Origin of the sequence: Caulobacter vibrioides OR37 (assembly GCF_000372645.1) — a bacterium.
Classification (GTDB): domain Bacteria; phylum Pseudomonadota; class Alphaproteobacteria; order Caulobacterales; family Caulobacteraceae; genus Caulobacter; species Caulobacter vibrioides_E.
Window position 1 is genome coordinate 174863 of the sequence record NZ_APMP01000002.1, and the last position, 12439, is coordinate 187301.

Sequence of the window (12439 nt, forward strand, 5' to 3'; positions counted from 1 at the left end):
ATGGAGAACTTCCTCACCCAGACCCTGGTCTATCTGGGCGCGGCCGTCGTCTCGGTGCCGATCGCCAAGCGGCTCGGGCTCGGCTCGGTGCTAGGCTATCTGATCGCCGGCGTCATTATCGGCCCGTTCGCCCTGGGCCTGACCGGCCAACTGGCCGACGTCATGAAGTTCGCCGAGTTCGGCGTGGTCATCCTGCTGTTCCTGATCGGCCTCGAGGTGCAACCCTCGATGCTGTGGGACATGCGCAAGGCGATCTTCGGCCTGGGCGGAGCCCAGGTGCTGGGAACGGGCCTGGCCATCGCCGCCGCCTCGCTGGCCCTCGGGCTGCCCTGGCAGCAGGCCCTGGCCGTCGGCCTCGTCCTGGCCATGTCCTCCACCGCGATCGTGCTCCAGACGCTGGACGAGAAGGGTCTCCGGCAAGGGCCGGTGGGGCGCGCGGCCTTCGGGGTGCTGTTGCTGCAGGACCTGGCGGTCATCCCGCTGTTCGCCCTGCTGCCCTTGCTGGCGACCGGCGCCCCTCACCCGACCGAGACCAGCGGCGGCCACGGCGGCGGCAGCCTGGTGGCCCACCTGCCCGTCTGGGCCCAGATGCTGTCGGTGTTCGCCGCCGTCGGCGCCGTGGTCGGCGGCGGGCGCTATCTGGTGCGGCCGGTGTTCCGCTTCATCGCCAAGGCCCGCCTGCGCGAGATCTTCGTCGCCGCCGCCCTGCTGATCGTGGTCGCCGTCGCCAGCCTGATGCAGATCGTCGGCCTCTCCCCCGCTCTCGGCGCCTTCCTGGCCGGGGTGGTGCTGGCCGAGAGCGAGTTCCGCCGCGAACTGGAGACCGATATCGAGCCGTTCCGGGGCCTCCTGCTGGGCCTGTTCTTCATCACGGTCGGCGCGGGCGTGAACCTGCCGCTGGTGGCCAGCCAGCCCCTGACGCTGCTGGGCCTGGTGATCGGCCTGATGGCGCTGAAGTTCCTGGTCATGTACGGCCTGGCCCGACTGTTCGGCGCGCCGAAACGGGGCGCCATGGCGGTGGCCACGGCCCTGGCTCAGGGCGGCGAGTTCGCCTTCGTTCTGCTCACCTTCACGGTCGGCGCCGGCGTCATCGGCGCGCAGCTGGCCGCGCTGTTGACCGCCGCCGTGGCGGTCTCGATGGCCTTCACCCCGCTGGCCATGATCCTGTACGAGCGCGTCGCGGCCCTGATGGACGCGGCCATTCCCGACGTGGTCCCAGACACCGGCGACTTCGACGAAGGAGAGCCCGACATCATCATCGCCGGCTTCGGCCGTTTCGGTCAGATCACGGGCCGCCTGCTGTCCGCCAACGGCTTCAAGTCGACCGTTCTGGACAGCGATATCGAGCAGATCGAACTGCTGCGCCGGTTCGGCCGGCGCGTTCACTATGGCGACGCCACGCGGCTCGACCTGCTGCGCCAGGCCGGCGCCGATCGCGCCCGGATGCTGATCGTCGCGCTGGACGACCGCGAGAAAACCGTCGAGCTGGTCGAGACGGCCCGGAAGGCCTTTCCCGATCTCGTCATCCTGGCCCGGGCGTGGGACCGGCGCCATGCCTACGATCTGCTGGCCAATGGCGCGGACGCGGTCGAACGCGAGACCTTCGAGTCGGCCCTGGCGCTCGGAACCACCGCCTTGCAGAAGCTGGGCTTCCGGGCCCACCGCGCCCATCGCGCCGCAGCCTTCTTCCGTCGCCACGATCGGCGAACGTTCGAGGAGCTGCGCCCGATGTGGGGCCAGGAAGAAGCCTATATCCTGGCCTCGCGCGACGCGGCCCAGACCATGGACCGCCTGCTGAACGCCGACCTGCACCGGATGCGCCCCGGCGACGCCGGCGGGGCCTGGAACACCTCCAGCCTCGACGAGGAGCTGCGCGAACAGGCCGCGCGGGAAGGCGCCGAGTAGACGGCCAGCCCTACCGCGCCGGCTGGTCGGCCGGAACCTTGCCGCCGGCGCGGCGGAAGAGGTCGGCGAGGGCGGGGAACAGGCCCCGCTCCGAGGCGCGATGATAGATCGAATCCGCGGCCAAGGCCTGGGCCAGCCGGGCGTGGGCCTTGCCCAGGTTGTGATACGGCAGGCGCGGCAGCAGGTGGTGCAGGGCGTGGTAGCGCAGGCCCACCGGCGCCCACAGCGCCGACAGCACGTTGGGCGGCGGCACGTTCACCGAGTCGAGAAACTGCTCGTCCAGGGTCATCTTGCCGCCGTCGTTGTCCCAATGGTGGGCCGCGAGGGTGCGCGCCTGGTTGAGGAAGGTGGCGAGGGCGAAGACGGCAAGACCCGTCAGCACCCCGCGCAGCGGCAGCCAGCCCGCGATCGTGGCGCCGATCACCGTCCAGGACCACAGCCAGCAGGCGATATCCTGGATCACCCATTCGCGGCGCCAGCGGTCGACGTCCTCGCGCACGAAGTCCGGATTGATCATCAGCGCCGACAGGCGTCCGCGCACCATGCGGCGCAGCGACGGAATGACGAACGACAGCGGAACCAGCACCGCCGAGCGCAGGATCACGCCGAGCGGCGCCAGCAGCGCCACGAACAGAAAGCCGGCCAGCTTGAACGGCGTGAAACGCGACAGCGGCAGGTATTCCGGATCCAGAGCCGTGCCGAAGCGGTCCTTGACGTGGTGGACGTTGTGCACCCCCTCGTACATCAGCGACGGCGTCATCAGCGGCACGCCGACCAGCACGTTCCAGCCGAGGCGGAAGCCGGGCGCTTCGTCGTCACGAATGTGGGTCAGCTCGTGAATGAAGCTGAGCGCGCGATAGAGCGCCAGCACGCCGACCAAGCCCGCCGCCAGGCCGATCGCCAGGTTGGAGGTCGTCGCGGCGACCACGACGCCGCCCCACATCAAGGCCACCGAAACCAGCATGTCGGCCCAGTAGACGGTCGCGTTCGGCGTCATCAGGTCCTGCGCCAAGCCATAGGCTTGCTTGGTCAGGCCGACACCATCGCTGGCGGTTTTCGTCACGTCTTCCTCGCGCCGGACGGAATTGAAGGAGACGAATTGGCGACGACAGGGGCGAAAAGCAACTGTTTGCGTGGGCTCAGGCGACAATTCCGCGCCCTTACGGACGCAACGCCCCGTCGCCACCCCGGCGGGTTTGCTGTAAATCAAAGCGCCTTGGGCGAACGCCCGTCAATTAGCCAGGTTTCGCCCCTACGTCGTGGCCGGCCCGAACAGGCTTCGCGTCCCATCGCCGCCCGTGTAGTAAGAAGAGACTTACCCCCTCAGACCTCGTTCCTCAAGGCTCGCAGACGTGTCCACCTCCGCCATCGAACCTGTCTCGTTCTCCCTCTACGCCAAGGATTTCCCGCGTTTCGCCCAGGCGCTGGGCGCCTCGTTCGAGCGCTATGGCTTCGCCGTGCTGTCCGACTATGACCTGCCGCAGGACCGCATCGACGCGGCCGTCGACAGCGCCAAGGCGTTCTTCGCCCTGCCCGAGGACGTCAAGAAGCAGTACGCCGGCGTCAAGGGCGGCGCGCGCGGCTACATCCCGTTCGGCGTCGAGACCGCCAAGGGCGCCGACCACTACGACCTCAAGGAATTCTGGCACATGGGCCGCGACCTGCCGGCCGGCCACCGCTTCCGCGCCCACATGGCCGACAACGTCTGGCCGGCCGAGATCCCGGCGTTCAAGCACGATGTCAGCTGGCTCTACAACGGCCTCGACGCCATGGGCGGCAAGGTGCTGGAGGCGATCGCCACCTATCTGAAGCTGGACCGCGACTTCTTCAAGCCGACCGTCCAGGACGGCAATTCGGTGCTGCGCCTGCTGCACTATCCGCCGATCCCCGCCGACGCGACCGGCGTGCGGGCCGGCGCCCACGGCGACATCAACACCATCACCCTGCTGCTGGGCGCCGAGGAAGGCGGCCTGGAGGTCTTGGACCGCGACGGCAAGTGGCTCCCGATCAATCCGCCTCCGGGTTGCCTGGTGATCAATATCGGCGACATGCTGGAGCGCCTGACCAACAACGTTCTGCCCTCGACGGTGCACCGCGTGGTGAACCCGCCGCCCGAACGGCGCGGCGTGCCGCGCTATTCGACGCCGTTCTTCCTGCACTTCGCGTCGGACTACGAGATCAAGACGCTGCCGAACTGCATCACGCCCGACAACCCGGACCGCTATCCGCAATCGATCACGGCGGACGAATTCCTCCAGCAGCGCCTGCGCGAGATCAAGCTGGCCTGAGGCTGGCGACCGAAACGCCGAAAGGCGGGCGACGGCTTCGCGGCCGTCGCCTTTCTACTGCGAAATCCGCAGGTTCTGGATCGAGCCGGCGATGGTGTTGAACACCGCGGTCAGCTGGGCCGAGGCCGTCACGTCGTAATATTTGTCGCTGGAGCTGGCGCAGGCTTGCAGGCCAGCCTTGGCGTTCGACGAGACCCCGACGCCGATCGTGTAGATGATGACGCCGGCGTTCTTGGCGTTGGTGCAGGTCTTCGATTCCCGGCTGTCGATCGCGGCCTGACGGTCCGTACCGGACGACGAGGTGGTCAAGGACACATTGTTGCTGTCCCTCAGCCGGCCCTGCCAGATGTAGCCATAGCCCGTGTAGATCGAGGCGTTTGGATTGTTGTAGACGTCATTGGTGTTGTCGCCGTCGGTCAGCAGCACGATGATCTTCTGGGTCTTGGGCGTGGCATAGGCCGCGCCATCGCCGAACGGCGCGTTCGGCGACAGGGTGTGCCAGCCCCACATCAGGCCCATGGCGATATTGGTGTTGCCGCCGGCCGTCATCTGGTCGAGCTTGGCGTTGACCGTATTGACCCCGGACATCGTCGCCAGATTGGTCAGGCGCAACAGACTGGCGACGCTGCAGCCCGCGTTCGGACCATAGTCCGTGCCCGTCTTGGCCCCGCTATACACCGAGCTTTTGTTGCTCGCTGAATACTTCGAAGTGACGTTCTGCCTGGTAAACCAGTCCTTGGACGATGTCGCCCCGGTGTCCTTCAGCCAGTTGTTCTGGATATCCCCATAGTAGCTGTGCTGGGTGTCGCGATAGTTCGAGGACCAGTACTCAGGAATGACATTGTCGTCGGGCTCGTCCGGCGCGAAGAACGGCACGAACATCGTGGCGCCCGTCCCGGAGGTCGGCGCGGTGTCCTGCGTATCGTAGGGGTCTGGCCGGCTCTCGACGCACCCGCCCCAGCTTAGTCCCAGATTGCTCAGCAAGGTGAAGCGGTTCTGCGAGGTCGCGAAGAGGTCGGAGCCGTAGGCGGACGGCTGAGTCCCGGTGATCCAGGCAGCGTTCTGATAGGTCGAGCCCACGTTCACGGTCATCGAGAATGGGACCACCGAGATCTTCACCGCGTTCGGATCCGACGACCGGGTCGCGGCCGCGGCCAGGGTCGAGACCAGGGACTTGGAGGCCGATTTCAGAGCATCGATCTTGGCGCCGCCGGAGCCCAGCGGGTCGTTCATCGACCCGGTGTTGTCGAGCACCAGGGCCACCTCGAGCTTGTTGACCGAGCGCACCACCGTCGACGAGGCGGTGACCGTCGTGTTCGAATTGGTCCAGAGATTGGAGATGATCGGCGCGATCGACACCGTGGCCGCGCCGATCACCGTATTGTTGGCGCCCGCGACGAAGTTGGAATTGCTGCCGGTGACGCCCAGGTTCAGGTTCGCGACCTCGGCCAGAAAGGCGGCGTTGCCCACCGTGGTGAGATCGGCGTCCGTCACCGCGGTCGAGCGCGCCGCGATCAGGGTGGCCGCGTCCAGGGCGTCCTGCAGCTGACGACGCTCCAGACTGGCGCGACCGATATCGACCATGCCCAACACCATGATCGACAGGGGAATGGCCAGAAAGACGAACTGAACCGCGGCCGCGCCGCGCTCGTCGCGAGCGGCCCCGCCCAGCCAGCGGCGCAATCGGGTCATAAGTCGGGCCAGCCCCGAATTTTGCCCCGTCATGTCAAGCTACTCCCGCGAAAGGCGGCAAGGCTAGGCAACCAGACCCGAACAATTAGGAAAGCAACATGGTTAAGCGCCCATGAACGGCGGGTGCGTCGACCGCCCGTCCCTACACCTGGCCTGGCGTCGCCGAGCGGGCTACCGCGCGATGTAGAGGCTGCGCAGCGAGTCGCCGATGTTCTGGAACGCCGTCAGCAGCTTGCCCGTGTCCGTCGCGTCGAAATAGTGCGAACTGTCGGTGGCGCAGGTGCTCAGGATGCTCTTGATGGTGGGGTCCGTGACGTTGAACGCCACCGTGAACACCTCGATGTTCTTGGCCTTGATGTTGGTGCAGAGCTCGGCCGTATAGGTGTTGGCCTGGACCGCCGGGCTGTCGGGATAGGGCGTGGGCGACACGTCATGCGCGCCGTTGCTGGCCCGCATCAGCTTGGAATTGGCCCCGTCGGTCATCAGCACCATGGCCTTTCGCGGGTTGCGGTTCTTGCCGCTCGGGTCGTAGGCCGCCGCGTCGGTCAGGGGCTGGGCCGAGGACAGCATGTTGAAGCCCCAGGCCAGACCGGCCGGAATATAGGTATCGCCCGAGGCCGACAGGGCGTTGATCGCCGACTTGACCGTCGCGGCGGTGCTGGTCAGCGGCGTGATCGTGGCGCTGCAGGTCAGGTTCAGGAACCCCGGATAGACCCGCGTCGCATCATCGTCCGTGACGTTCTTCGGATAGGGCGGCGAACCGACGCAGCCGTTGAACTTGTAGTTCGTGGTCGTGGTCTTGTCCTGCGTACAGGTCGTCACGGGCGTGATGGGGGTCGTGACGCAGTTGATCGAACGACTGCAAGTCGCCGTGTAAGGGACGCCATCGCTATAGCCCGTGCAGCTATAGTATTGGGTCTGGCACGTGGTCTTGGTCGAGACCGTGGTGCACTGGCCCTTGGTCGTGGAGGTGGTCGAATAGTCGGCTGGGACGCTGACCCAGCTCTGATAGCGGCTGGCGACGCCGACATTGACGTACTGAGCGAACGGCACCACGCCGATCTTGACGTTGGCGGTCCCCCCGGAGGTCAACTTGTCCACCAACGATGAGGCCGCGGTCTTGAGGGTGGCGAGCTTGGTGCCCGCCATCGACCCGGTGGTGTCCAGCACCATGACCAACTCGACCGGCGCCCCCTGAGCCCGCATCACCGTCGTCCTGGCCGTGACGGGAATGTCGGCACCGGACCACAGGTTGGAGATGATCGGCTTCAGAGTCGCCGTCGCCGTGCCGACCACCTGATTGTTGGCTCCCATGGTGAAGGTCACGTTGCTGGCGGTCAGACCAAGGTTCAGGCCCGCCACCTCGGACAGGAAGGCCGGGTCGCCGACCGCTTCGAGGTCGGCGGTGGTGGTCACCGTCGAGCGGGCCGCCAGCAGCGTCGCGGCGTCCAGGGCGTCCTGCATCTGCCGGCGCTGAAGGCTCAGGCGGCCGATATCCACCAGGCCGAAGATCAGGATGGCCAGCGGAATGGCCAGGAACGCGACCTGCACGGCGACGGCCCCGCGGCGGTCGTGCCACAGGCCTGCGATCAGGACGCCGAGGCGGCGTAGATGCGAACGGGCGATCGACATTCTCAACACCAAGGCGTGACCTTTCGTCGCAATCATGCCTGGCGAGAGTGAATAACCTGGAAATGGCCCCCGGAGACGCGTGGTAAGGCTTCGACTCCCGATCCGGGTGCGGCTAAACCCCGACCCATGCCGTTCACCGCCACCGTCCTGACCATGTTCCCCGAGGCCTTCCCCGGCCCGCTCGGCGTCTCGATGATCGGGACCGCGTGGAAGGAGCAGGACCTGTGGCGCCTGGAAACGCTGGACATTCGGGCCTTTTCCAAGGATAAGCGCGGCTTCCTCGACGACACCCCCGCGGGTGGCGGCGCGGGAGCCGTGCTCAAGGCGGACGTTATCGCCTCCGCGCTGGACAGCGTGGAGCGCGATGGACGGCCGCTTTTGTACATGAGCGCCCGGGGCAGGCCCCTGACCCAGGCGCGCGTTCGGGAGTGGTCCAAGGCGCCCGGTATCGTGGTGCTGTGCGGTCGCTTCGAAGGGGTGGATCAGCGGGTGCTCGACGCCCGGGGGTTCGAGGAGGTCTCGGTCGGAGACGCCGTGCTCGCCGGTGGCGAAGCGGCGGCGATGGTCGTGATCGAGGCGTGCGTTCGACTGGCCCCGGGGGTTCTGGGGAATATCGAGAGCACGCTGGAAGAAAGCTTCGAGGACGGTCTCCTCGAACATCCGCAGTACACCAGGCCGCGGACGTTCGAAGGGCTCGACATCCCCGAGGTGCTGCTGTCGGGCGATCACAAGAAGATCGACCAATGGCGCAAGCTTATGCGTGAAGAGACGACCCGCGAGCGGCGCCCGGATCTCTGGGAGGCCCACCTCGCCAATCAACAGGCAAAAGGCGACCCGAAAACGGGTAAGCCCAAGGAGACATGATCATGGCGATCAACATCATCGCTCAGCTCGAGCAAGAAGAATCGGCCCGTCTGCTGGCCGCCCGCGCGATCCCGGACTTCCGTCCCGGCGACACCCTGCGCGTCAACGTGAAGATCAAGGAAGGCGAGCGCGAGCGCGTTCAGGCCTACGAAGGCGTCTGCATCGCCCGTCAAGGCGCCGGCGTCCACGAGAGCTTCACGGTCCGTAAGATCTCGTTCGGCGAAGGCGTGGAGCGTCTGTTCCCGCTGCTGTCGCCGAGCATCGAAAGCATCGAAGTCAAGCGTCGCGGCGTCGTCCGTCGCGCCAAGCTGTACTACCTGCGCGACCGTCGCGGTAAGTCGGCCCGTATCGCCGAGCGCGCTGGCGGCCCGAAGGCCTCGGCTTCGTCGGAAGACTAAGTCTCCGATACTCGGAATGAACGAGGCCCCGGCGGAAACGCCGGGGCCTTTTTCTTTGCCGATTGGCGCGAAGGCGTGGGTGGAGCCGATCGACCGTCAGGCGCGGACCTGAACGCCAAGCTTCGTGCGATCGCACCTATCTTGACAAATCGTCGTTCCGTGACAAGCTCACATCACCCCCGACACCGTCGGGCTTCCAGACCGTCTTCTTTCTAGCGGACGGCCCTCTTCGGGAAGGCGACATCGGCCCCCGAAGGCTAAAAATGATGCTAGGGCGCGCCGACATGTCGAAAGACCGGCGCGCCCTTTGTCTATCTTCAAAATCAGAGGCAACCTCGTCCGGCGGCTCCGCGGATGCGCCGCTGTTCGGAGAACAATCTTATGAGCTCGTCCTTGGAGACTCGCCTCGCGGCCTGCGAGCGCGCCAATAGCCGCCTTCGTAGGATCGTCTTGGCCCAGTTTCTGGTCTGGCCGGTGGGGGCTCTTGTTCTGGCTGGCGTGGCGCTCGCCGATCGCTCGCCCGCGCCGGTGGCGTCCATCAAGGCGCGTGAAATCGCCATCGTCGACGGCAAAGGCGTGGTGCGAGCGCGCCTAAGCGGCGACTTGCCGGACGGCGTCATGGCGAACGGCCACGTGGCAAAGCGGGGCAGCAAGGCGGCCGGCCTGATACTTTACGACGAGCAGGGCATTGAACGCGGAGGCTACGTAACCCAAGACACCGGCAGCAACGTCATGCTGACCCTCGACTCCAAGTACCGACAGGCGGCTCTGTTCGTCGCGGGCCCAGACCAAGAACAAGCTAGCGCGCTAAGGCTGTGGTCAACCGCCAGCGGGATCGAGTTGCGATCGGACGACATGGGATCGCGCATGAGCGTCAATGACCGTTCAGGCGTAATACTCCAGCAGCCAGTCATCTCCACCATTTCGGCGGAGGCCTGCGGCGAGTACCGGGCGCTGGCCGTCCAATACCCCAAGGAACGCATCTGCCAGTCGCGCTTCACCGAAGCCGCCTGCACCGCCTGCCTGACGCATTGAGGCAAGAAACATGCGCTACCCTGACCTTCTCTACCGCTATAGAGGCACGAACGACCGCTAGACCGCGATCGACAAAGCATTTTCAGCGCTTCCTCGCTTTACGCGCCCCGTCGGAAAGCCTAGATGCGACGCGCCATGACCCGCACAGCCAAAACCCTTTACGACAAGATCTGGGACGCCCACGTCGTCAACGAAACCGACGGCGAGGCGATCCTCTATATCGACCTGCACCTGATCCACGAGGTGACCACGCCGCAGGCCTTCGCCGGCCTTCGCGCGGCCGGCCGCAAGGTGCGTCGTCCCGACCGCACGCTGGCCGTGGCGGACCACAATATCCCGACCGAGGGCCAGGCCCTGGGCGTGGACGCCGTGAAGGACGAGGAGGCGCGCCTCCAGCTCAAGACGCTGGCCCGCAACGTGGCGGACAACGGCATCGAATTCTTCCCGATGGGCGACATCCGCAACGGCATCGTCCATGTGGTCGGCCCCGAGCAGGGCCGCACCCAGCCGGGCATGACCATCGTCTGCGGCGACAGCCACACCTCGACCCACGGCGCCTTCGGAGCCCTGGCCCACGGCATCGGCACGTCCGAGGTCGAGCACGTGCTGGCCACCCAGACCCTGCGCCAGAAGAAGGCCAAGAACATGCTGGTCCGCGTCGACGGCCAGCTGGCCCCCGGCGTCACCGGCAAGGACATCGCTCTCGCCGTCATCGGCGAGATCGGCACCGCCGGCGGCACCGGCTATGTCATCGAGTTCGCCGGCGAGGCCGTGCGGAGCCTGTCCATGGAGGGCCGGATGACCCTCTGCAACTTGACCATCGAGGGCGGCGCCAAGGCCGGCCTGATCGCGCCGGACGAGAAGACCTTCGCCTACATCCAGGGCAAGCCCTCGTCTCCCAAGGGGGCGGCCTGGGACATGGCCCTGTCGCACTGGAAGACCTTCTTCACCGACGAAGACGCCGTCTTCGACCGCACCGTCGTGATCGACGGCGCGGCCCTGGTTCCGATGGTCACCTGGGGCACTTCCCCCGAGGACGTCATCCCGGTCACCGGCAATGTCCCCGATCCGGAAAGCTTCGCGACGCCCGACAAGCGCGCCGCCGCTCACCGCGCTCTGGACTATATGGGCCTGACCGCCGGGCAGCCGATCTCAGAAGCCAAGATCGACCGCGTCTTCATCGGCTCGTGCACCAACAGCCGCATCGAGGACATGCGGGCCGCCGCCGCCGTGGTTCAGGAAGCCTTCCTGCACGGCCGCCTGGTCGCGCCGCACGTCAAGGCGATGGTCGTGCCGGGCTCGGGCCTCGTGAAGGAACAGGCCGAGGCGGAAGGACTGGACGCCATCTTCAAGGCGGCCGGCTTCGACTGGCGCGAGCCTGGCTGCTCGATGTGCCTGGCCATGAACCCCGACAAGCTGGCCCCGGGCGAGCGCTGCGCCTCGACCAGCAACCGCAATTTCGAAGGCCGCCAGGGCCGCGCCGGCCGCACGCACCTGGTCTCGCCAGCCATGGCGGCGGCGGCGGCGATCGCCGGCCACCTGACCGACGTGCGGACCTTCCTGCAGGAGAGCGCCCAATGAAGGCCTTCACCCGCCTCGACGGCCGCGCGGCTCCGCTGGAGCTCGCCAATATCGACACCGACCAGATCATCCCCAAGCAGTTCCTCAAGACCGTGGAACGCGAGGGCCTGGCCAAGGGTCTGTTCTACGACTTCCGGTTCGATGGCGACGGCAATGAAATCAGCGACTTCGTGCTGAACAAGCCGGAGTACAAAGGCGCTTCCGTGCTGATCGCCGGCGACAATTTCGGCTGCGGCAGCTCGCGCGAGCACGCGCCCTGGGCGCTGATGGACTTTGGGATCATGTGCGTGATCTCGACCAGCTTCGCCGACATCTTCTTCAACAACTGCTTCAACAACGGCCTGCTGCCGGTGATCGTGAAGCCGGAGGAGCTGGCGGCCCTGATGGACGAGGCCAAGGGCGGCAACCACATGGTCAGCGTCGACCTCGAGGCCCAGACCGTGGTCTCGCCGTCGGGCAAAACCTTCGCCTTCCAGATCGATCCGGTCCGCAAGGAGAAGATGCTCAAGGGCCTCGACGCCATCGGCGAGACCCTGCAGCACGGCGGCGACATCGACGTCTTCGAGAGCAAGCGCGCGATCAGCCAGCCCTGGCTGGAAGTTTGATGTCCTCTTCCCTCCCCTCGATGGGGAGGGGCAGGGGTGGGGTGGCGCGGCGGTTCGGCCGCGCTAGACCCCGACAGGCTGTCACCCCCATCCCGACCCTTCCCCCATCAAAAGGGGAAGGGGGAGACCGCTAGATGACCCTCATCCTCGCCGGCACGATCCGCATCGCCCCCGAACGCCTGGCCGACCTGCGCCCCCATCTGCGCGCCCAGGTCGAGAACACCCGCGCCGAACCGGGCTGCCTGGACTACGCCCTGACCGAGGACCCGCTGGATCCCGGCTTGATCCGGGTCTACGAGCACTTCGAGAGCGAGGCCGCGCTGGAGCACCACCGCGCCACCCCGCACATGGCCGCCTGGCGCGCCGCCTGCGCCGAGCTGGGCGTACACGGCCGCGACCTGCAATCGTTCGATATTTCCGCCTATCGCAAGATCTAGAG

General features: G+C 66.6%; 11 protein-coding genes. 8 read left to right on the plus strand and 3 right to left on the minus strand.

Going from position 1 to position 12439, the window contains the following annotated elements:
- The gene (locus tag OR37_RS03545; protein WP_004615860.1) at nucleotides 1–1905 is read left to right on the plus strand and encodes a monovalent cation:proton antiporter-2 (CPA2) family protein; all 1905 of its coding nucleotides are present in this window, start codon (nucleotides 1–3) and stop codon (nucleotides 1903–1905) included.
- Nucleotides 1906–1915: 10 nt separating this feature from the next.
- Here OR37_RS03545 and OR37_RS03550 read toward each other — a convergent pair whose 3' ends face one another.
- Nucleotides 1916–2968 carry a fatty acid desaturase family protein gene (locus OR37_RS03550; protein WP_004615862.1) on the minus strand — a complete coding sequence of 351 codons (1053 nt, stop codon included), beginning with the start codon at nucleotides 2966–2968 and terminating at the stop codon, nucleotides 1916–1918.
- 289 nt (nucleotides 2969–3257) lie between these two features.
- On the opposite strand from OR37_RS03550, the gene OR37_RS03555 reads away from it, so the two are divergent.
- Nucleotides 3258–4193 carry an isopenicillin N synthase family dioxygenase gene (locus OR37_RS03555; protein WP_004615864.1) on the plus strand — a complete coding sequence of 312 codons (936 nt, stop codon included), beginning with the start codon at nucleotides 3258–3260 and terminating at the stop codon, nucleotides 4191–4193.
- Nucleotides 4194–4247: 54 nt separating this feature from the next.
- Here OR37_RS03555 and OR37_RS03560 read toward each other — a convergent pair whose 3' ends face one another.
- Both OR37_RS03560 and OR37_RS03565 read right to left on the minus strand, forming a co-directional pair.
- Complete coding sequence (locus OR37_RS03560) at nucleotides 4248–5918, minus strand: pilus assembly protein (RefSeq protein WP_004615866.1); 1671 nt, start codon at nucleotides 5916–5918, stop codon at nucleotides 4248–4250.
- Nucleotides 5919–6056: 138 nt separating this feature from the next.
- Complete coding sequence (locus tag OR37_RS03565; RefSeq protein ID WP_054508500.1) at nucleotides 6057–7517, minus strand: pilus assembly protein TadG-related protein; 1461 nt, start codon at nucleotides 7515–7517, stop codon at nucleotides 6057–6059.
- A 126-nt stretch (nucleotides 7518–7643) separates the two neighbouring features.
- Here OR37_RS03565 and trmD point away from each other — a divergent pair, with 126 nt between their 5' ends.
- The 6 genes from trmD to OR37_RS03595 all read left to right on the plus strand — a co-directional run bounded on the left by trmD (nucleotide 7644) and on the right by OR37_RS03595 (nucleotide 12437).
- Entirely contained in the window at nucleotides 7644–8381 is a 738-nt protein-coding gene (trmD, locus tag OR37_RS03570; protein ID WP_004615870.1) for a tRNA (guanosine(37)-N1)-methyltransferase TrmD, read from the plus strand.
- A 2-nt stretch (nucleotides 8382–8383) separates the two neighbouring features.
- Nucleotides 8384–8779 (plus strand): 50S ribosomal protein L19, encoded by a 396-nt coding sequence (rplS, locus tag OR37_RS03575; protein WP_004615872.1) that lies wholly within the window; start codon nucleotides 8384–8386, stop codon nucleotides 8777–8779.
- 450 nt (nucleotides 8780–9229) lie between these two features.
- Nucleotides 9230–9814 (plus strand): hypothetical protein, encoded by a 585-nt coding sequence (locus tag OR37_RS20595; RefSeq protein ID WP_131368804.1) that lies wholly within the window; start codon nucleotides 9230–9232, stop codon nucleotides 9812–9814.
- Between the two features lie 135 nt (nucleotides 9815–9949).
- Nucleotides 9950–11395, plus strand: a complete 1446-nt coding sequence (leuC, locus tag OR37_RS03585) for a 3-isopropylmalate dehydratase large subunit (protein ID WP_035016926.1) — start codon at nucleotides 9950–9952, stop codon at nucleotides 11393–11395.
- A complete protein-coding gene (gene leuD / locus OR37_RS03590) occupies nucleotides 11392–12000 on the plus strand; it encodes a 3-isopropylmalate dehydratase small subunit (RefSeq protein WP_004615877.1) in 609 nt (202 codons plus the stop codon). Before leuC ends, leuD begins: the two co-directional genes overlap by 4 nt.
- 134 nt (nucleotides 12001–12134) lie before the next feature.
- Nucleotides 12135–12437 carry a putative quinol monooxygenase gene (locus tag OR37_RS03595; protein ID WP_004615879.1) on the plus strand — a complete coding sequence of 101 codons (303 nt, stop codon included), beginning with the start codon at nucleotides 12135–12137 and terminating at the stop codon, nucleotides 12435–12437.
- Nucleotides 12438–12439 lie beyond the last annotated feature (2 nt).